The sequence below is a fragment of the Gordonia sp. McavH-238-E genome (genome assembly GCF_022348225.1).
GTDB classification, from domain to species: Bacteria; Actinomycetota; Actinomycetes; order Mycobacteriales; family Mycobacteriaceae; genus Gordonia; species Gordonia terrae.
Window position 1 is genome coordinate 83,708 of record NZ_JAKRFE010000010.1, and the last position, 21,231, is coordinate 104,938.

Here is a 21,231-nt window from a genome sequence, read left to right on the forward strand (position 1 = left end):
ATTCTCCACAGCCGGCGAAGGTGGGCGTTTTCTCATGCCGTCGCGGGTGATCCTGAGTCGGCCACACCTTCCCGTGGCCGACACCCGTAGGAGACGACCATGTTTGAGACGTACACGACCGTCATCGGAACCGTAGTGTCCGATCCCCGCCGGCGTCAGACGACCACCGGCGAGGATGTGATCTCGTTTCGCGTGGCATGCACGTCGCGCCGCATCGACAAGAGCACCGGCGAATGGACGGACGGTCCCACGCTGTATCTCACGGTCAGCTGTTGGCGGCGGCTGCTCACCGGCGTCGGCCTGGCGATCGCCAAGGGGCGGCCGGTGATGGCACACGGCCAGATCAAGACCAACGAGTACCCATCGGCGGACGGGTCACGCCGCTCCGATCTCGAGATGACGGCGGTGGCCGTCGGGCTCGATCTGAGCCGCTGCGTCGTCACCTATCGGGGCACGCCCGCGCAGGGACGCGCGGTCGACGCGCCGACCGTCGCGCCGGCGCCGGCAGCCCAGGAGTCGGCGGCGTGACCTGACGGTCGGATCGGGCCCGCGTGACAGGGCCCGAACCCACCGGACCGTCGCCCGGCATCCGGCGGCGACTAGGCTGGATTCCATGTGTGTGCGCTCTGGGCGCCCACCCCCGCGTCCGCGGCTGACAATCACACGGCATCGAGCAGGTCCGAAGGAGTTTTCACGTGGCTGAGTTCATCTACACGATGAAGAAGGTTCGCAAGGCGCACGGCGACAAGGTCATCCTCGACGACGTCACCATGTCCTTCTACCCGGGCGCCAAGATCGGCGTGGTGGGCCCCAACGGCGCGGGCAAGTCGTCGATCCTGAAGATCATGGCCGGCCTGGACCAGCCGTCGAACGGCGAGGCCTTCCTCGACCCCGACGCGACGGTCGGCATCCTGCTCCAGGAACCGCCTCTGAACGAGGAGAAGACGGTCAAGGAGAACGTCGAAGAGGGCATGGGCGAGATCAAGGTCAAGCTCGACCGCTTCAACGAGATCGCCGAGCAGCTCGCCACCGACTACTCCGACGAGCTGATGGAGGAGATGGGCAAACTCCAGGAAGACCTGGACAACAACGACGCCTGGGACCTCGACTCGCAGCTCGAGCAGGCCATGGACGCCCTGCGGTGTCCGCCGGCCGACTCGCCGGTCACCCACCTCTCCGGCGGTGAGCGGCGCCGCGTCGCGCTGTGCAAGCTGCTGCTGCAGAAGCCCGACCTCCTCCTGCTCGACGAGCCGACCAACCACCTCGACGCCGAGTCGGTGCTCTGGCTCGAGCAGTTCCTGGCGAGCTACCCCGGCGCCGTGCTGGCCGTGACCCACGACCGGTACTTCCTCGACCATGTCGCGCAGTGGATCTGCGAGGTCGACCGCGGCAAGCTGCACCCGTACGAGGGCAACTACTCGACCTACTTGGAGAAGAAGGCCGAGCGTCTCGAGGTCCAGGGCAAGAAGGACCAGAAGCTCCAGAAGCGGCTGAAGGAAGAGCTGGCCTGGGTTCGTTCGGGCGCCAAGGCCCGTCAGACCAAGAACAAGGCCCGTCTGGCCCGGTACGAGGAGATGGCCGCCGAGGCGGAGAAGACCCGCAAGCTCGACTTCGAGGAGATCCAGATCCCGACGCCGCCTCGTCTGGGCGACGTCGTGGTCGAGGTCTCCCACCTGGACAAGGGCTTCGAAGGCCGGGTTCTCATCAAGGATCTGTCGTTCACGCTGCCGCGCAACGGCATCGTCGGCGTGATCGGACCCAACGGCGTCGGCAAGACGACCCTGTTCAAGACCATCGTCGGCCTCGAGCAGCCGGATTCGGGCACCGTCAAGGTGGGCGAGACGGTCAAGCTGAGCTATGTCGACCAGAGCCGCGCCAACATCGACCCCAAGAAGACGGTGTGGGAGGTCGTGTCCGACGGACTCGACTACATCGAGGTCGGTCAGAACGAAATGCCCTCGCGCGCGTACGTCAGCGCCTTCGGGTTCAAGGGGCCCGACCAGCAGAAGCGCTCCGAGGTGCTCTCCGGCGGTGAGCGCAACCGACTGAACCTCGCGCTCACCCTGAAAGAGGGCGGCAACCTGATCCTGCTCGACGAGCCCACCAACGACCTCGACGTCGAGACCCTGGGCTCACTGGAGAACGCGCTCGAGCAGTTCCCGGGTTGTGCCGTGGTGATCAGCCACGACCGCTGGTTCCTCGACCGGACCTGCACCCACATCTTGGCGTGGGAGGGCAACGTCGAAGAGGGGCAGTGGTTCTGGTTCGAGGGCAACTTCGAGGCCTACGAGGCGAACAAGATCGACCGTCTCGGCGCCGACGCCGCCCGCCCCCACCGCGTCACACACCGCAAACTCACTCGCGATTAATCCCGACCCCGTCCGGCGCGGGTGACTAGCATCGGCAGATGTGACGTCACTCGTTCCGGACGCGGTGAACCACTACTTCAGGTCGCGGACCGACGGGTCGGCAGGCGAGTCGGCCGCTGACCAGGTCATCAGGCATCTCGATGCCGCTCGCGTCCGCCGTCGCGGGCAGGCGCTCGTCGAGGTGACCGCGGGTGAGGGCGGAACGGTCGAGATCCTCGTCGTCAACGACGACATGCCCATGCTCGTCGAAGCCGTCCTGGCCACGGTCGAGGCACATGACCTCACCGTCGACCGGATGGATCATCCGGTGATGCCGGTACGACGCGACTCCGAGGGCACACTCGTCGCCGTCGACGCCGGCGAGACGACCTCTGAGTCGTGGATCGTCGTCAGCGGTCTCGCGCGTCATCCGGGGATCGACCCGGAGCCGTTGCGCGAAGATCTCCGCGAAGTCGTCTCGCGGGTCATCGACGTCGATGCCGACGCATCGGACATGCGTGCGCGCATGGTGGCGTGTGCCGGCGAGATGGCCGACGCGCCGCTCGCACAGACCGGCGTCGGCGATGCCGAGCGCGGTGAATACGCAGCTCTTCTCGAGTGGTTCGCGGGTAATCACTTCCATCCACTGGGCTATGCGCGGGTGGGTGTGGACGGCTCCGTGGCGGACGCCGAACGTCTCGGCGTGTGGCGAACCGACTCCATCGACCGCGATTTCCCGTCGGTGTCCGACCGCCGACTGATGCCCAGGGTGAGCCGGGTGTTCGTTGCGACCGGCATCCAGCGGACGAATTTCCCTGTGCTGCTCCAGGTTCCGACGTTCGACGGGAGCGGTGAACACAACGGTGAGCACCGGTTCCTTGGCACCCTCACCTCGGCGGGCAACCACCAGGCCGTTCTCGACGTCCCGGTGCTGCGGGGCAAGGTGCACGATGTCCTCGCGCACGCCGGTGTCGAGGAGGACTCCTTTGCCGGGCAGTCGATGATCGAACTGTTGCAGAACTACCCGCTGGTGGAGATGTTCTCGTCGACCGAGGACGAGCTCGAACGTCGGCTCACCGAGATGCTCGACGCGGTGGCGACGCGGTCGTTGCGCCTCTTCGTGCGCACCAACTTCGACGGACGCACCGCGGTCGCGCTCATCTACCTTCCCCGGGACCGCTACAACACCGACAGCCGGCTGGCACTCGAACGTGCGCTGGTCGCCGAAGTCGACGGGACGGCACTGGAATACACGGCGCGCGTCAGTGAGATGCCGCTGGCGCTGTTGCAGGTGCTGGTCTGCATCGACCCGACGACCGCTGCCGAGCTCGGGTCCGTCGACACGGGATCCTCAGCCCACGCGCGGATGCAGGCCTCGCTGGCGGCCGCGATCCGCGGTTGGGACGAGCGGGTTCGCGAACTGGCTGCCGCCGAGGACATCCCCGGGCTCGGGGGCGGCCCGGACGTGCTGCTGCGCCAGTTGTCCTCGTTGTCGGAGGATTACAAGGAGCTTCGTGAACCGCGCGCGGCGCTCGCCGACCTGATTCGCGTCGTGGGTCTGCAGCCGGGCGAGATCGTCGTGACCCTCGACGCCGCCGAGTCGGGAGGAGACGCGCCGCAGGACCGGTGGATCTTCACGCTCTACCTCTGCGGAGCGTCGGCAACACTCACCGACGTCCTGCCGGTGCTGCACAGTCTCGGCCTCGACGTCCTGGAGGAACATCCCTACGAGATCCATCGGTTGGATGAGACAGTCTGCTGGGCATACGAATTCAGTGTCCAGCTCGCGGCCGGGATGACCGTGGACCTGGATCACGCCGACGATCTCGCCGACCGGTTCACCGAGGCCTTCCGGCGCATCTGGCTGGCCGGCGCGGACGTCGACGCCTACAACGAACTCGTCATCCGGTCGGGTCTGGACTGGCGGTCGGCGGCGATGCTGCGGGCCTACGGCCAGTACCTGCGCCAGTGCGGATTCTCCTACAGCTCGGCCCACGTGGCCGCCGTACTCGGGCAGCATCTCGCCATCACCCGCGGGCTGGTGGATCTTTTCGTGGAGTCCTTCGACCCCGAGACCGCCGACGAGAAGCGCCGAGAACGACTGCGCGAACGGCTTGCCGAGGAGATCGGACTCGTGCTGAGCCTCGACGCCGACCGCATCGTCTCCGCGTTCGCCGCGGTCCTCAGCGCGACCGATCGCACGAACTACTTCGTCGGCGGCCGGGACGCCGAAACCGACCACTGTCCGGTCATCTCGTTCAAACTCCGTCCGCGCGACATCCCGCAGACCCCGAAACCCCGTCCGCTGCATGAGATCTTCGTCTACTCGCCGCGTGTCGAGGGGGTCCACCTCCGATTCGGTTCGGTCGCCCGCGGCGGCCTGCGGTGGTCGGACCGTCGCGAGGACTTCCGAACCGAGATCCTCGGACTCGCGAAGGCGCAGGCGGTGAAGAACGCCGTGATCGTGCCGCTCGGTGCGAAGGGCGGTTTCGTCGTCAAGCGACCGCCGCCGCCCTCCGGGGACGCCGCGCGGGACCGGGAGGCGCAGCGGGCCGAGGGAATCGCGTGCTACCGGCAGTTCATCGCCGGGTTGCTCGACGTCACCGACAACATCGATCTCACGACCGGCGAGGTGATCCCCGCCCGCGGGGTCGTCCGACTCGACTCCGACGACACCTACCTGGTGGTTGCGGCCGACAAGGGCACCGCCTCCTTCTCCGACATCGCCAACGAGGTGTCCACGTCGTACGGGTTCTGGCTCGGCGACGCCTTCGCCTCCGGCGGATCCGCCGGCTACGACCACAAGGCCATGGGTATCACCGCACGCGGGGCCTGGGAGTCGGTCAAGCGCCACTTCCGCGAGATGGGGAAAGACACCCAGTCCGAGGATTTCACCGTCGTCGGGATCGGCGACATGAGCGGAGACGTCTTCGGCAACGGCATGTTGCTCAGCGAGCACATCCGACTCGTCGCCGCCTTCGACCACCGGCATATCTTCGTCGACCCCGATCCGCAGGCGGCGGAGTCGTTCACCGAACGGGCACGGCTCTTCGGACTGTCCCGGTCCTCGTGGGCCGACTACGACACGGGCCTGCTCAGCGCGGGCGGCGGCGTCTGGGCGCGTGATCGCAAGTCCATCCCGATCAGTCCGGAGATGGCGAGCGCGCTGGGGATCGACGACGGCGTCGAGGAACTCTCGCCGCCCGAGCTGATCCGCGCGATCCTTCTCGCACCGGTCGACCTGCTGTGGAACGGCGGGATCGGTACCTACGTCAAGGCCTCGACCGAATCGCACGGGAGTGTCGGCGACAAGTCCAACGACCCGATCCGCGTCGACGGAAACGAGGTGCGGGCCAAGGTGATCGGCGAAGGCGGCAATCTCGGGGTGACCGAGCGGGGTCGAATCGAGTTCGACCTCGCCGGCGGCCGGATCAACACCGATGCCCTGGACAACTCGGCCGGTGTCGACTGTTCCGACCACGAGGTCAACATCAAGATCCTGCTCGACTCGGCGGTGTCCGCCGGTGACCTCGACGCCGGCGACCGGGATCCGCTGCTGGAGTCGATGACCGACGAGGTCGCCGAACTGGTTCTCGCGGACAACATCTCGCAGAACTCCGAACTCGGCTTCTGCCGTACGTTCGAGCTGACACGGGTCGAGGTCCACGCCCGCATGCTCGAACACCTCGCGGCCAAGCGGGGCGTCGACCTGCGTCTGGAAGCGCTGCCCGATGCGCGTGAGTTGCGTCGCCGCGTCGGCGGCGAACTCCACCGCGGTCTCACCTCACCGGAGTTCGCCACGCTCATGGCGCACGTCAAACTCGAGTCCAAATCCGACCTGCTCGCCACCGACCTGCCCGACAACGACGTCTTCGCACCCCGCGTCGCCCGCTACTTTCCGGACGCCTTGCGCGCCGAGTACCCCGACGCGATCAGCGGGCACCGGCTGCGCCGCCAGATCGTCGCGACGACCCTTGTCAACGACGTCATCGACCACGCCGGGATGACGCACCTGTTCCGGTTGAGTGAGGGGAGCAGCTGCACCACGGAAGAAGGCGTACGCGCATACGTGGTGTCCAACAAGGTGTTCGGCATGAACGAGGTCATCGAGGGCATCCGGCACGCGCCCGCCCCGGTCGAGGCGGTCGACGAGATGATGCTCTACGCGCGCCGACTGCTGTTCCGGGCCTCCCGGTGGCTGCTCGCCTTTCGGCCGCAGCCGCTGGCCATGGCCGCCGAGATCACCCGGTACGGCGAGCGGGTGGCGGCGCTGTCCACCGTCGCCGACGACTGGTACGGCCCGACCTCGGTACGCGACGTCGCCGAGCGGGCCCAGAAGTATGTCGATCTCGGTGTGCCCGAGGACCTCGCGCACACCGTGGCGGTGAGCCTGCACCGGTTCTGTCTGCTCGACATCATCGACGCCGCCGAGATCGCCGACCGTGATGACGGCGAGGTCGGCGAACTGTACTTCGCGGTGATGGAACATTTCGGACTGGAGCAGCTGCTCACGGCGGTGTCGGATCTCGACTACGGCGACCGGTGGCACGCGCTCGCACGGCTGGCCGTACGAGACGACATGCACGGTGCGCTACGGGCGCTGACCCTGAAGATCCTCGAGGTCAGCGAACCCGAGGAGAGCACGGCGGAGAAGATCGCCGAGTGGGAGTCGTCCCAGTCGTACCGGCTGAGTCGCGTGCGCAGCGTGCTCCGGGAGATCGACGAGACCGGCGCCGCGGATCTGGCCACCCTCTCGGTCGCCGCGCGCCAGTTGCGGAGTGTGATCCGCTGACCGAGCCCACGCCCGCGATCGGCCTGCCTGATCCGCCGCCGGCGAGGGGCATTCGGCCTAGCCTGGGCCTATGACCCGAACCGCGCCGCGCATCTGCCCGCTCTGCGAGGCCACCTGCGGTCTGACGCTCAGCATCGACCGGGACCGCTCGACGGGCCGGGAGATCGTCACCGCGGCGCGCGGTGACGCGCACGATGTGTTCAGCGCCGGCTATCTCTGCCCGAAGGGCGCGAGTTTCGCCCAGCTCGACAACGACCCGGATCGTCTCGACCGGCCGATGATCCGGCGCGACGGGCGGCTCGTCGACACCGATTGGGACACAGCGTTCGCGGCCGCCGTCGACGGGCTGACCGAGGTGATCGCGACCTCCGGCGGCGAATCGATCGGCTTCTATCTCGGCAACCCGTCCGCGCACACCGTCGCCGGCACGATGTACGCGCCGTTGCTCATCCGGGCCCTCGGCACCCGCAATGTGTTCAGCGCCAGCACACTCGACCAGATGCCGAAGCAGGCGGCGACCGGTCATCTGGTGGGACACGCGGGGACCTTCGCGGTCCCGGATCTCGATCGCACGGACCACCTCGTGATCATCGGGGCGAATCCGGTGGTCTCCAACGGCAGCGTCACCACGGCCGCGGACTTCCCCGGAAAACTCACCGCGTTGCGCCGGCGTGGCGGACGGCTCACCGTCATCGACCCGGCCCGTACCCGTACGGCCAAACTCGCCGACACCCATCTCGCTCCGCGTCCGGGCACCGACGCGGCCCTGTTGTCCGCGGTCGTGCACTGCCTGTTCGACGACGATCTCGTTGCCGACGACCTCGGCGGAATCGCCACACACGTCATCGGCGTCGATGCCCTGCGCCGGGAGATGGCCGCCTTCACGCCCGAACGTGTGGAGGCGTACTGCGGTGTGTCGGCGGACGACATCCGAGCGCTCGCGCGATCGATCGCCACGTCCCCCTCGGCTGCCGTGTACGGCCGGATGGGTACCACCACAGTGCGATTCGGCACGCTGGGCAGCTGGCTCATCGACGTGATCAACATCCTCACCGGCAACTTCGACCGGCCGGGCGGAGTGATGTTCCCGCTCGCTCCGACCGCGCCGGCCCCTCGCCCGGCCCGCGCGGGACGGGGATTCCGCACCGGACGGTGGCGCAGCCGGGTGTCCGGTCATGCGGAGGTCGGCGGCGAACTGCCCGCCGTCGCGATAGCCGAGGAATTCGAGACCCCCGGGGACGGACGGCTGCGCGCGCTGGTGACGGTGTCGGGCAACCCGGTGCTCTCCGCGCCCAACGGTGGACGCCTGGGGCGCGCACTCGACGACGCGCGATTCGTGGTCTGCGTCGACCCGTACCTGAACGAGACGACACGGCACGCACACGTTCTGCTGCCGCCGCCGCGTCCATCGCAGAGCCCGCATTTCGACGCCATCCTGAACAATCTGGCCGTCCGGGCCACCGCTCGTTACTCGCCGCCGGTGCTGCCGCTGCCGCCGGGTCGGCCCGACGAGATCGAGATCGTCGCCCGGCTGATCCTCGGTCTCTCGGGCGCCGGCGTCGATGCCGATCCCGGGCTCGTCGACGAGCAGGTCATCGCAGCGACACTGGCCAAGGAGGTCACCGACCCGCATTCACCGGTTGCGGGTCGCGACGTCGACTCACTGGTCGCGATGCTCCCCGACGCGCCGGGACACCGGCGTCGCCTGGACATGCTGCTGCGCGTCGGCGCGTACGGCGACGCCTTCGGAGCCCGCGCGGGACTGACGTTCGCGGATCTGCTGGCCGCACCCCACGGCATCGATCTGGGGCCGATGCGACCACGGCTGCCCGGGGTCCTGCGGACGGCGTCCGGGAAGGTCGAGCTCGCTCCCGACCCGCTCATCGGCGACCTCGCCCGTCTGTGGGCCGAGGTGTCCGCGGACCACGTCGCGGTTCCGGTCGCCGACGGCGGCGTGTTGCTGGTCGGTCGTCGTCATCTGCGGTCCAACAACAGCTGGATGCACAACGTGCCGGCACTCACCGGCGGTACCAACCGCTGCACCCTGCAGATACATCCCGACGACGCCGACCGGCTCGGGATCTCCGACGTCGCCAAGATCCGCGGCTCGGGCGGGTCGCTGACGGTACCCGTCGAGATCACCACCGACATCCGGCCCGGCGTCGCGTCCCTGCCGCACGGATGGGGCCACGATGTCGAGGGCGTCCGACTGCGTGTCGCCGCCACCGAACCGGGGGTCAACGTGAACGAGCTCAACGACGGCACCCTGTTGGACCCGCTGTCGGGAACCGTCGTCCTCAACGGGCTCCCGGTGGACATCGCGCCTGCCTGACCTGGTGGCCCGGTGCGTAGGGTGGCACCCGGGCGGCCGCGAGGGCCACCCCGGGGACACCGATCTGACAGGGGATGACGTACGTGCTGAACGAGGACGCCGGGACCGCGACCGCCGCCGGATATGTGGTCAAGGTGCCGGTCCGGTGGTCGGACATGGATGTCTACGCGCACATCAACCATGCCCGGATGGTGACGTTGCTCGAAGAGGCTCGTATCCCGTGGCTGTTCTACGACGGCCGGCCGACCGCTCCGCTGCGGGACGGTTGTCTGGTTGCCGATCTACACGTGAGATATCAAGCGCAGCTGCGTCATTCCGAGGGGCCCATCGAGGTCACGATGTACGTGGAGCGACTGCGCGCTGTCGACTTCACCGTCGGTTACGAGGTGCGGGCGGCGGGCGCCGACCCCGCCTCGCGCCCGGCCGTCGTCGCGAGCACCCAGCTCGTCGCCTTCGACGTCGAGGCGCAACGCATCGCGCGGTTGACCCCGGAGCAGAAGGACTACCTCGCCGGATTCCGCCGGGTGAGAGACGAATCCAGCACTCGATCCGCCGGACCCAGCTGATGGAGCGGTTCATCGAGATCGCGTCGTCCGACCGATCCAATGCTCTCGCGTTCCTGGCACATGCCGTGCGTCTCGACGACGCCGCGGTCGTCCGGGTGGTGGCGCGATCGGATGGGCTGGTGGCCCTGTGGGCACACACCGGATTCGATGTCCTCGCCACGCGTTCGGTGACCGGACGGGTCGCGCCGGCCGACGTCGTGTGCGACGCGTCGACCCTGCGATCCACGGTCGAGGCGGCCGGCCCCGGCGACGCGGTCGACCCCGGTTTCTCGCTCGACAGTGGCTGGCGCGGAGCGCTTCCCGCCGCGGTCGGCTTCCGGCACATCGACGACGTCCCCGCCCGTAGCATCGTCGAACTGTCCAGGGAGGGCGCCCGTGTCGCGCGCGAGGACGGCAGCGGGCACGGTCCCGCAACCGGTCTGCTCGACCAGGATGTCCTGGAGGTCACGTCCGACGACGGTGCACTGCGGGCCGCGGTGAGCATGAGGTCGGTCTTCGCCCTCACCGGTATGGGGTTCATCCGCGACGCGTCCGGGCGCGCGGTCACCGAGACCTCCGACACCGGCGCGATCGCCGCCGATGAACCGGTGCGAATCCGGATGTCTACGGCGTGGATTCGGATCGACGCGCGCTTCGGGTCGGTCTACCAGCGCCGCCATCGCGATCTCGCGGTCACCGTCCTGAATTAGGCGGCCGGGCCCGTCACACGAGCCAGGCCGCCGCGTCCGGCGGGAGCATCCCGTCGACGAGAGGCGAACTGACGAGCAGCAATTCACCGGGCGGGAGCGGAACCGGCACCTCGCCGGCGTTCAGTGCACAGACCAGCCGGCCCTCGGAACGGCGGAACGCCAGGCACCCCTCGGGTGCGCCGTACCATTCGATGTGCTCGCCGGCGAACTCCGGTCGCGTCACGCGCAGGTCGATGGCGGCGCGGTAGAGCGACAACATCGAACCCACGTCCTCGAGCTGGGCTTCGACGCTGAGGGCCTGCCACGAGGCGGGCATCGGTAACCAGGTGTCGGTCGACGTGCTGAATCCGAATGGGGGCTCGGTCCCTTCCCAGGGGATCGGGACGCGGCATCCGTCGCGGCCGCGTTCGGTGCGTCCCGAACGCTCCCACACCGGGTCCTGCAGGGCGTCGTCCGGGAGGTCGTCGACGTTGGGCAACCCCAGTTCGGATCCGTTGTAGAGGAAAATCGTTCCGGGCAGCGCCATCTCGACGACGAGCATCGCACGCGCACGCCTCGTTCCCCGTTCGAGGTCGAGCGAGCCGGTCTCCGGATCGACCACCGCGTAGCGGGTGACCTCGCGGGCGACATCATGATTCGACAGTGTCCACGTGGGCGTGCCCGACACCGACAGGACCGCGTCGAGAGAGTTCTCGATGGCCTCTCTGATCGCGCCGGAGTCGAACGGCGCCTTGGCGAGCCGGAAGTTGAAACCGAGATGCAGTTCGTCGGGGCGCAGGTACTCGGCGAAACGCTCGTTGTCGCTGACCCAGATCTCGCCGACATTGGCCGCGCCGGGGTACTCGTCGAGAACCTTGCGGATCTTGCGGTGGATCTCGTGCACCGCATAGTTGTTGAAGCGCGGATCGTCGTCCGAGTTCTGCAGGAGTTTGGTCGCCGACAGGTCCATGTCCGGCAGGTCGGCGGGCTTGGCCATCCCGTGGGCGACGTCGATGCGGAAACCGTCGACGCCGCGGTCGAGCCAGAAGCGCAGGGTCTCCTCCAGATCGGCGAAGACGTCGGGGTTCTCCCAGTTCAGGTCCGGCTGTTCTTTCGCGAAGATGTGCAGGTACCACTGTCCGGGCGAACCGTCGGCCTCCGTCACGCGGGTCCAGGCCGGTCCACCGAAGATGCTGTGCCAGTTGTTCGGCGGCTCGTCGCCGTCGTCGCCACGGCCGTCGCGGAAGATGTATCGCGCCCGCTCGGGACTGCCGGGTGCCGCCGCGAGCGCGGCGACGAACCACTCGTGCTGATCGCTCGTGTGATTGGGGACGAGGTCCATCGTGACGCGGATGTCGCGCTCGTGGGCCTCGGCGATGAGGTCGTCGAACACGTCGAGATCGCCGAACAGGGGATCGATGTCGCGCGGATCGGAGACGTCGTAACCGTGATCGGCCATGGGGGAGGCCATGATCGGACTGAGCCAGATCGCATCGATCCCGAGCAGTTCGAGGTAGCCGAGTTTGTCGATGACCCCGGCGAGGTCGCCGACGCCGTCGCCGTTCAGATCGGAGAACGAGCGAGGGTAGATCTGGTAGAAGACCGCGGACTTCCACCACGAGGTGTCCGACGGATCCAACTGGGACACAACGGGCGGCGCGGCCGGTGTGTCCGCGGCCACGGGTGCCGCCTCTGTCGCCGACTCATCCGGGGCCGGCTCGTCGCGCGCATCGACATCCGATTCGATCGCGCCGTCGTCGTACGGCGCATCCTCGGGCTGACCCCCGTCAGTTGGCTCGGCGGGGACAACATCTGGTGTCTCGTCGCTCACCGTGGCCATTGTGCCCTACCTGAGTTTTCTCGGAGAAATCCAGGTCAGTCGGCGAGTCGGGCGGCGTGTCGGGAGCGAAACCGCTCTCAGATGGGCGAATTCATCATCGATTGCGCCGCCATCTCCATGTAGTCGATCAACGCCCGGCGATGCGGGGCGTCGAGCGTCTCGTCGTCGATGGACGCGATCGCGGTGTGCATGCAGCGGAGCCAGGCGTCGCGCTCGATCGGGCCGACACGGAACGGATTGTGGCGCATGCGGAGCCGGGGATGACCGCGCTCATCGGAGTAGGTCCGGGGCCCGCCCCAGTACTGCTCGAGGAACATTCGCATCCGACGCTCGGCGGGGCCGAGGTCCTCTTCGGGATACAGCGGCCGCAACACCTCGTCGCGGGCCACCTCGTCGTAGAACACAGCGGTGAGGCGCCGGAACGTCTCGGCACCACCGACCTCGTCGTAGAAGGTCCGCGCCGGGGTCTCCGGTGCCGGTGTGCTCGGAGGGGATGTGTTGGGTTCGCCGGTCACCTCCGCCATTGTCCTCACCCGGGCCCGAGGTCTCAACGTGGCGCCCGGGTCGGGCCCGTGAGCTGGCCCGACACCATGAAACGGCCTCCGCGTGGAGCACGACCGTGATGGACTTGTGCTCGACGGGGCGGCAGGAGGCGACATGACGCGCAGATCACACGCGAAGTCGGCACACGCGACGGCACCGCACGGGGCCGTCGAGACCGAGGCGAACCCGACCGGGACCCCGGCGTGGACCCGTCGCCGGGTGCTGCTGCTCAACGCCACCTATGAACCACTGACGGCCGTGACGGTCCGGCGGGCGATCGTCCTCGTCTTACGTGGTCGCGCGGACATGGTGCACGCCGACGAACGGGATGCGGTCCACTCGGTGGGAACCGCGGTTCCGGTGCCGACCGTGATCCGGCTCCGTACCTACGTCCACGTGCCCTACCGGGCGACCGTCCCGATGACCCGGGCCGCGCTGATGCGCCGTGACCGGATGCGGTGCGGCTACTGCGGTGCGCGGGCGACGACGATCGACCACGTGATCCCACGAAGCCGGGGCGGGGCGCACACGTGGGAGAACTGCGTCGCCTGCTGCGCGTCGTGCAATCACCGCAAGGCGGACCGCCTGACCGGGGAACTCGGGTGGACCCTGCGGACGGTTCCGGCGGCACCGAAGGGCAGACATTGGCGCCTGCTCGCGACGATCAAGGACATCGATCCGGCCTGGCTCCGGTACATCGACGCGGGCGCCGCGTGAGCTGTGTTCCGGCCACGCGAGGTCACCTCGCGCGTCTACGACGCGCTGTAGGCCCCGGTGCGCCCGGTGGTGTCCGGTGGGCTAGATTGATGAACGATGACCTGCGCCGACAACCGGGCGGGTCCGGCGCGACCATCGAAAGGGTGACATGGACGTCGACAGCCTGATCGTCCCCATCGGAGTGCCAGTCACGATCGTGACGGTGCTCTTCGTGCTGCTCTGTGTTGTCGCGATGGTGTTCTCCTCGGGGGTCAAGTACCCGAAGGTCAAGGAGTACACCCTCGACCAGCAGTGGGAGCATGCACCGCTTCTCTTCAGTGCCACCGACATCGAACCGATGGCACTTCCGCGGCACGCGGAGCCCAGCGACGTTGACGGGAGTTCGGCCAGTGGCAAGTGGTGAGGTTACGCACGCGAATGTGAGCGCCGAGGTCGCAGCCCGCTCGGCTGCCGAACTGCCCGTGGGAGCGGTGTTCACCAACAGCGGCCGCATCTCGGCGGCGCGCTACCCCGGTGACTCGCCCACGACGCCGCCCTTCAGCAAGCGTGACCTGATCGCGCTCGATGACACGTTGAAGGCTGCGAGCGAGAAGGCCCTCGTCCGTTTCTCGGTGTACATCGGTGATCTGGACGGCGACGTGGAGGCCAGTGCGCGCGAGCTCCTCGCGAAGTCGCCCGAGCCCGCATACGGCACCCTGATCGCCGTCTCGCCGAACTCGCGCGACGTGGTCATCGTCTCCGGCAGTCTGGTGTCGAGCCGCGTGAACGATCGTGTGGCAGCCCTCGGCGTCACCGCCGCGGTCACCGGTTTCCGTCAGGGCAACCTGATCGACGGGCTGATCGCGTCGCTGCGCGTGATGGCCACCGCGGCCGCCGCCGGCTGACCGCCTGCACCTGCACAGACCACGAGGCCGCCCCACCTTCCGGTGGGGCGGCCTCGTCGTTGTCGTGGCGTCTCGCCCTGGTGGGTGAGAACTAGTGGGCGAGGACCTTCTCGTGGGCGCCACGTGCAGTGGTGGCGTCCGATTCGAGTTCGTCGTCGACCATGTTGGACTCGTCGAACGGGTCCCGACCCGACAGCACATCGTCGACGCGTTGCTTGTCGACGGTGCTGGTCCACGAGCCGACGAGCAGGGTGGCGACCGCGTTGCCGGAGAAATTCGTGACCGCACGTGCCTCGGACATGAACCGGTCGATACCGACGATGAGGCCGACGCCGTCGAGCATCTCCGGCCGGTGGGCCTGCAGTCCGCCGGCGAGTGTGGCCAGTCCCGCTCCGCTGACGCCGGCGGCGCCCTTGGAGGCGATGATCATGAACGCCAGCAGGCCGATCTGCTCGCCGACCGACAACGGGTCGCCCATCGCATCGGCGATGAAGATCGACGCCATCGTGAGGTAGATCGCGGTGCCGTCGAGGTTGAACGAGTAGCCGGTCGGCACCACGACGCCGACGGTCGTCTTCTCGACGCCGAGATGCTCCATCTTGGCGATGAGGCGGGGGAGCGCCGATTCCGACGACGAGGTGGCGAAGATCAGCAGGTACTCGCGGGCGAGGTAGCGCACCAGGCGGAAGATCGAGACCCCGGAGACCGTGCGCAGCAGCACGCCGAGCACGCCGAAGACGAAGACCAGGCAGGTGAGGTAGAACGCGAGCATCAGGGTCAGCAATTGCTGGACCGCGGCCCAACCGGTCTGTCCGACCACATTGGCGATGGCGCCGAACGCGCCGATCGGTGCGACCCAGAGCACCATCGTCAGAACCTTGAAGACGAGCTTCTGGAAGTACGAGACCGCGGTGAGGATCGGTTCCCCGGTGCGGCCCATGGCCTGGATCGCGAAGCCCACGAGCAGGGCGACGAACAGGGCCTGCAGGACACTTCCCTCGGTCAGCGCGGACAACATGGACTCGGGGATGATGCCCTGGATGAAGTCGAGGGTTCCACCCGATTCGTGTGCGTCCTCGGCCAGCTCGGCTCCCTTGCCCGACATCGCGTCGACGTTGAGGCCGTCGCCGGGCTGGATGATGTTGCCGACGACCAGGCCGATCGCCAATGCGACCGTCGACATCGCCAGGAAGTAGACGAACGCGAGGCCGCCGACCTTGCCGACCGTCGCGGCCTTGCGAACCGAGCCGATGCCCAGCACGATCGTGCAGAAGATGACCGGCGCGATCATCATCTTGATCAGGCTGACGAACATGGTGCCGAGCACACCGAGGTCCTTGCCGACCTCGGGCGCGACGAGCCCGACCACGACGCCCGCGACCACCGCGATGATGACGGCGATGTAGAGCCAATGGGTGCGGTCCCGCTTCTTCGCGGGCGCGCCGGACGTATCGTCGGGCGTGGTCGCGATCGGGTCGGAATCTTCTCCGGCCGGTGAGCCACCGGACCTGCCTCGAATGTTCATCGGTGATTCTCTCCTCATCCACCTCGGACAACTGTGATTAGGATTGTGGCCCGGTGGGGTGACGCGGGTCACGATTGTGTTCATTACGTTCAGAGTGGGAGCGAGGTCGGCTGGGATGCGGTGGTACCCGCGAACGCTCGCCGGGCAGGTGGCGGCCCTCGCGCTGTCGGTCTTCGCGGTGGTCGTCGTCGCCGAGAGCGTCCTCGCGGCCGTGGACGCCCGGATCGACGGAAATCGCGCGGCGCGCGCGGAGGTCACCGCGGTGGCGGTCAGCCTCGCGGAGTCGCCGTCGACCGTCGCCGCGCTGACGTCCCCGGATCCGAGCGCGATTCTCCAGCCGGTGACCGAACGCGTGCGCGCTGCGACCGGGATCGCCTTCATCACCATCCTGGCGCCGGACCGGACCCGCTACACCCATACCGACCCCACCCGGATCGGGGAGCCATATCTGGGGAGCATCGATGCGGCCCTTCGCGGGCAGACCGTGACCGAGAACTACACGGGCACCCTCGGGCCCTCCATCCGCACGATCGCACCCGTTCGCACCACGGACGGGCGGGTGGTGGGGATGGTCGCCGCCGGCATCACACAGAGCACCCTGACCTCGGCGTGGCGTGGCCAGTTGCCGCTGATCGCCCTCGCCGCCTTCGCGGCCCTGGCCACCGCTGTCGGCGGCGTGTGGTGGATACGGCGACGCCTGCTGCGGCAGACCGGTGGTCTGGCGCCCGCGGAACTGCGGTTGATGTACGACCATCACGACGCCGTGCTCCGGTCGGTGCGGGAGGGATTGGTGGTCGTGGAGGACGGACGACCCGCCCTCGTCAACTCCGAAGCGCGACGGCTTCTCGGCATCGAGGCCGACACGTCTCCCGACGAACTGCCCGTGTTCCTCACCGACGGCGACGAGGAGACGGACGTGACCTACGCCGAGCGGGGCCGGGTGCTGCTCGTGAGCCGGTCCCCGGTGTCCGGCCGCCGTCGATCGTCGGTCGTGACCATCCGTGACCGCACCGAACTCGAGGATGCGATGGGTGAGCTCGACTCGATGACGCGGTTCGCCGAGGCACTCCGGTCCCAGGCACACGAGGCCGCCAACCGGTTGCACACGATCGTCGCGCTCGTCGAGATGGGCCGGCCCGACGAGGCGGTCCGACTCGCGACCACCGAGTTCGAGCTGTCCCAGCAGCTCATCGACCGGATGACCCAGGCGGTGGCCGAACCCGCACTGGTCGCCCTGCTGCTGGGCAAGACCGCGCAGGCCGCCGAGCGCGGTATCCCGCTGTCGCTGACCGAGGAGTCGCAGGTGAGCGACGCCGCCACCCGGGTGCTCACACCCGGCGAGATGATCACGGTCGTGGGCAACCTCATCGACAACGCACTGGACGCCTGCGACCCGGCCGATCCATGGGTCGAGGTGACCGTCGTCGGCGACGACCGCATGCTCGACATCGTGGTCGCCGACAGCGGAGCCGGCATGAACGCCGAACTGTTCGAGCGCGCGACCACCCGGGGCTATTCGACCAAGGCGGGTGGTGACGCCGCCGGCCGCGGGCTCGGCCTCGCGCTGGTCTCGCAGGTCGTCGCACGCCGGCACGGGACGATCAGCGCCGAGAACACCTACGGTTCGGTCATCTCGGTACACATGCGCGTCGACGAGCAGGCGGGCACACCGTGATCCGCGTCCTGATCGTCGAAGACGAACCGGTCATCGCCGAGGCGCACCGGGACTATCTCGTCCGGTTGGGCGGCTTCGAGGTCGTGGGTGCCGTGTCCACGGCGCAGGAGGCGCTGCGGATGGCCGCCGCCGGTTCGGTGGACCTGGTTCTGCTCGACCTGGGTCTGCCCGACGCCCGCGGGGTCGACCTCGCGTCTGCGCTGTCGGGGGTGCGCCCAGCGCCCGATATCATCGCGATCACCGCCCAGCGCGACCTCGCGACCGTCCGGAGCGCGATGTCGCGCGGAGTGCTGCTCTACCTCCTGAAACCGTTCACCTTCGCCGCATTCCGGGAGAAGATCGAGCAGTATCTCCGCTATCGCGAGGCGCTCACCGGCGATTCGGATGCGGTCAGCCAGCGCGATGTCGATCGTGCGCTCGCCGAACTGCGCACGAGCGACATCCGCCGGTCGGCGAAAAAGGGCGCCGCACCGCAGACCGAGGACGCGGTGAGCCGGGCGGTCCGCGACAGCCCCGACGGACTCACCGCCTCCGAGGTCGCCCGCGCACTCGGGTCGTCACGGGTCACCGCATGGCGCTACCTCGAGCGGCTCGCCGACGACCACGTCCTCGAACGCGACACCGAATACGGCTCGGCGGGCCGCCCCCAGGTGCGCTACCGCTGGCGGCGGCGCTGACCCGGCGCCGGCTCAGCTCTCCTGGGCGTCGAAGGCGCGTGCCCGCAGCGAGCGCGCCACGCCGTCGCGACCCTCGGAGATCAACCGCTTCAGAGCGGACGGATGGTCTCCGGACAAGAACCTCTCCGCGAGGTCGAGGGCGTGCTGCGACATGGCCCAGCTCGGGTACAGGCCGATGACGACCGTCTGCGCGACCTCGCTGGACCGCCGCGCCCACACCTGGGGAACGGCGTCGAAGTACTTCTCGACGTAGGGCTCGAGGAGTTCGCCCTGTCCGGGGCGGGCGAACCCGCCGATCATGGTGCGGGTGTAGACGTTCGAGAGGGTGTCGTCCTCCACGGCGCGAGTCCACGTGTCCGCCTTCGCTTCCGCCAGCGGCCGCGCTGCGCGGGCCAGGGCCGCCGACCGCGTACCGGTCGCGGTGTTGTCACGTTCGGCCTCGGCATCGATGACCGGGGTCGACGCCGGATCGGTGTCGATGGCCCCGGCCGTGGCGAGCGCGGTCACCAGTTTCCACCGCAGGTCGGTGTCCACGGCGAGACCGTCGAGTCCGTGCTCGGCCGGGTCCGCGCCGTCGAGGAGCGCGCGGGCGACGTCGGTCTGGTCGTCGTTGATCCGGCCGGCGAGCCAGGTGTTGACGAACGCGAGCTGATGGTCGGAGCCGGCATCGGCGGCGCGGGCGAGTTCGAGCATGCGCGAACTGAACCCGGGACGGCCTGTCGTCGCCGCCCACTCGGGATCGGCGTAGGACTCGATGGCCGTCGTCGCCTGCAACAGGACTCGCTGCACCACACCGATTTCCGACTCGCCGGCGATGCCCCGGCGTACCAGCTCGACGAAGTCGCGGGCCCGCATCTCGGCCTGGCGGGTCATCTCCCACGCCGCCGACCACACCAGGGTGCGCGGCATCGGATCGCTGATGTCGCCGATCCGGGCGGTCGCGGTGGCCAGCGACTCCGGGTCGAGGCGGACCGAGGCATAGGTCAGGTCGCCGTCGTTGAGCAGCACCAGATCTCCGCGGTGCACACCGACGAGATCGGCGACATCGGTGCGTTCGCCCTCGATGTCGAGCTCGACGCTGTGCGTCTGTTCGATGGCGCCCGATCCGTTGTCGGCGTAGACGCCCACACGCAGGCGGTGGACCCTGGTCTCGCCGGCGCCCGGAGCGGCGCCGTCCTGGACGATGGTGAACCGGGTGAACGCGCCGGAGTCGTCGAGCTCGAAGTCGGGCCGGATGACGTTGATGCCCGTGGTGCGCAGCCATTGGGCGCCCCAGTCCGACAGGTCGCGTCCCGACGACTTCTCCAGCGCGCCCAGCAGATCGGCGAACGTCGCGTTGCCGAACTCGTGCGCGGCGAAGTAGCTGCGCAGCCCGGCGAGGAAGTCGTCGAGACCCACGTAGGCGACGAGTTGCTTCAGCACCGACGCGCCCTTGGCGTAGGTGATGCCGTCGAAGTTGACCTCGACCGCGGCGATGTCGGGGATGTCGGCGGCCACCGGGTGGGTCGAGGGCAGCTGGTCCTGGCGGTAGGCCCAGGACTTCTCGACGTTGGCGAAGGTCGTCCAGGCGCTGGTGTACTCGGTCGCCTCGGACTGGCACAGCACCGAGGCGAACGTGGCGAAGGACTCGTTGAGCCACAGGTCATCCCACCACTGCATGGTGACGAGGTCGCCGAACCACATGTGCGCCATCTCGTGCAGGACGGTCTCGGCGCGACGCTCGTAGAGGTATTTGGTCACGCGGGACCGGAAGACGTAGTCCTCGAGGAAGGTGACGGCGCCGGCGTTCTCCATCGCACCGGCGTTGAACTCGGGGACGAACAGCTGGTCGTACTTGCCGAAGGCGTAGGGGATGCCGAAGTTCTTGTGATAGAACCCGAATCCCTGCTTGGTCTCGGTGAACAGTCGCTCGGCGTCCATGAACTCGGCCAGTGATGCGCGGCAGTAGATGCCCAGGGGGATGTCACCGTGCTCGTCGGAGTAGACGTCGGTCCACTCCGCGTAGGGCCCTGCGATGAGGGCGACGAGATAGGTGCTCATCGGGACGGTCTCCCGGAAGCGATGCACCACGGCGGAGGTGGCGCCGTCCGGGTCGGCCGGGTCCTCCGCGTGCGCCGCGTTGGAGATGACCTTCCAGTCCGCGGGCGCGGTGACCGTCACGGTATAGGTCGCCTTGAGGTCGGGCTGGTCGAAGCACGCGAACATCCGCTTGGCGTCGGCGGTCTCGAACTGCGAGTAGAGGTAGACCGAGTCGTCGGACTGGTCGACGAACCGGTGGAGACCCTCCCCGGTGTTGGAGTAGGCGCAGTCGGCGACCACCGTCAGCGTGTTGTCGGCGGCGAGGCCGGTCAACGGGATGCCGACCGACTCGTCGAAGCCGGACACGTCGAGGTCGGTGCCGTTCAGGGTCGCCGAGATCAGGGCGGGAGCGACGAGGTCGACGAACGTCTCACTGCCCTCCGTCGCCGTGAACCGCACCGTCGTCGTGGATCTGAACGTCTCGGACCCGGGCGCCCCGGAACCGTCGGTGAGGTCGAGCTCGATCTGATAGTTCGACACGTCGAGGATTGCTGCGCGGTCGCGGGCCTGGTCTCTGGTGAGGTTCGGAGCAGTCACGCAGGCCAGCTTATCCAGCTCAGGACGTGGGTGGTGTCCTCCGCAACG

Annotated in this window: 15 protein-coding genes; 11 read left to right on the top strand and 4 right to left on the bottom strand. The window is 68.3% G+C overall.

Features of this window, described 5'->3' with window-relative positions:
- Positions 1-99: 99 nt before the first annotated feature.
- From MHN80_RS16820 to MHN80_RS16845, 6 genes are all read left to right on the top strand, one after another.
- Positions 100-528 carry a single-stranded DNA-binding protein gene (locus MHN80_RS16820; RefSeq protein WP_004019578.1) on the top strand — a complete coding sequence of 143 codons (429 nt, stop codon included), beginning with the start codon at positions 100-102 and terminating at the stop codon, positions 526-528.
- 167 nt (positions 529-695) lie between these two features.
- Positions 696-2,369, top strand: coding sequence for an energy-dependent translational throttle protein EttA (gene ettA, locus MHN80_RS16825; RefSeq protein WP_004019585.1), 1,674 nt, complete (start codon positions 696-698; stop codon positions 2,367-2,369).
- 40 nt (positions 2,370-2,409) lie between these two features.
- Positions 2,410-7,140 carry an NAD-glutamate dehydrogenase gene (locus MHN80_RS16830; RefSeq protein ID WP_239402718.1) on the top strand — a complete coding sequence of 1,577 codons (4,731 nt, stop codon included), beginning with the start codon at positions 2,410-2,412 and terminating at the stop codon, positions 7,138-7,140.
- Positions 7,141-7,210: 70 nt separating this feature from the next.
- Positions 7,211-9,472, top strand: coding sequence for a molybdopterin-dependent oxidoreductase (locus MHN80_RS16835; protein WP_239402719.1), 2,262 nt, complete (start codon positions 7,211-7,213; stop codon positions 9,470-9,472).
- A 74-nt stretch (positions 9,473-9,546) separates the two neighbouring features.
- Positions 9,547-10,038 (top strand): thioesterase family protein, encoded by a 492-nt coding sequence (locus MHN80_RS16840; RefSeq protein ID WP_004019588.1) that lies wholly within the window; start codon positions 9,547-9,549, stop codon positions 10,036-10,038.
- On the top strand, positions 10,038-10,727 hold the full coding sequence (locus tag MHN80_RS16845) for a hypothetical protein (protein WP_239402720.1): 690 nt from the start codon (positions 10,038-10,040) through the stop codon (positions 10,725-10,727). The genes MHN80_RS16840 and MHN80_RS16845 overlap by 1 nt, the downstream gene beginning before the upstream one ends.
- A 13-nt stretch (positions 10,728-10,740) precedes the next feature.
- Here MHN80_RS16845 and MHN80_RS16850 read toward each other — a convergent pair whose 3' ends face one another.
- Together MHN80_RS16850 and MHN80_RS16855 are read right to left on the bottom strand one after the other, a co-directional pair.
- Positions 10,741-12,546 (bottom strand): glycoside hydrolase family 13 protein, encoded by a 1,806-nt coding sequence (locus tag MHN80_RS16850; RefSeq protein ID WP_239402721.1) that lies wholly within the window; start codon positions 12,544-12,546, stop codon positions 10,741-10,743.
- A gap of 77 nt (positions 12,547-12,623) precedes the next feature.
- On the bottom strand, positions 12,624-13,070 hold the full coding sequence (locus tag MHN80_RS16855) for a globin (RefSeq protein ID WP_004019591.1): 447 nt from the start codon (positions 13,068-13,070) through the stop codon (positions 12,624-12,626).
- Between the two features lie 133 nt (positions 13,071-13,203).
- On the opposite strand from MHN80_RS16855, the gene MHN80_RS16860 reads away from it, so the two are divergent.
- The 3 genes from MHN80_RS16860 to MHN80_RS16870 all read left to right on the top strand — a co-directional run bounded on the left by MHN80_RS16860 (position 13,204) and on the right by MHN80_RS16870 (position 14,690).
- The gene (locus MHN80_RS16860) at positions 13,204-13,806 is read left to right on the top strand and encodes an HNH endonuclease (RefSeq protein ID WP_239402722.1); all 603 of its coding nucleotides are present in this window, start codon (positions 13,204-13,206) and stop codon (positions 13,804-13,806) included.
- A gap of 148 nt (positions 13,807-13,954) precedes the next feature.
- Positions 13,955-14,209, top strand: a complete 255-nt coding sequence (locus MHN80_RS16865) for a hypothetical protein (protein ID WP_004019594.1) — start codon at positions 13,955-13,957, stop codon at positions 14,207-14,209.
- Entirely contained in the window at positions 14,196-14,690 is a 495-nt protein-coding gene (locus MHN80_RS16870) for a DUF5130 family protein (RefSeq protein ID WP_167550897.1), read from the top strand. The genes MHN80_RS16865 and MHN80_RS16870 overlap by 14 nt, the downstream gene beginning before the upstream one ends.
- 91 nt (positions 14,691-14,781) lie before the next feature.
- Here the strand turns inward: MHN80_RS16870 and MHN80_RS16875 are convergent, their stop codons facing one another.
- Positions 14,782-16,215: a cation:dicarboxylate symporter family transporter gene (locus tag MHN80_RS16875; RefSeq protein WP_239402723.1), complete on the bottom strand. Its 1,434-nt coding sequence runs from the start codon at positions 16,213-16,215 to the stop codon at positions 14,782-14,784.
- A 115-nt stretch (positions 16,216-16,330) separates the two neighbouring features.
- Here MHN80_RS16875 and MHN80_RS16880 point away from each other — a divergent pair, with 115 nt between their 5' ends.
- Positions 16,331-17,890 carry a sensor histidine kinase gene (locus MHN80_RS16880; protein ID WP_101818643.1) on the top strand — a complete coding sequence of 520 codons (1,560 nt, stop codon included), beginning with the start codon at positions 16,331-16,333 and terminating at the stop codon, positions 17,888-17,890.
- The gene (locus MHN80_RS16885) at positions 17,887-18,567 is read left to right on the top strand and encodes a response regulator (RefSeq protein ID WP_239402724.1); all 681 of its coding nucleotides are present in this window, start codon (positions 17,887-17,889) and stop codon (positions 18,565-18,567) included. The genes MHN80_RS16880 and MHN80_RS16885 overlap by 4 nt, the downstream gene beginning before the upstream one ends.
- A 12-nt stretch (positions 18,568-18,579) precedes the next feature.
- Here the strand turns inward: MHN80_RS16885 and pepN are convergent, their stop codons facing one another.
- A complete protein-coding gene (gene pepN / locus MHN80_RS16890) occupies positions 18,580-21,183 on the bottom strand; it encodes an aminopeptidase N (RefSeq protein WP_239402725.1) in 2,604 nt (867 codons plus the stop codon).
- Positions 21,184-21,231: the final 48 nt, after the last annotated feature.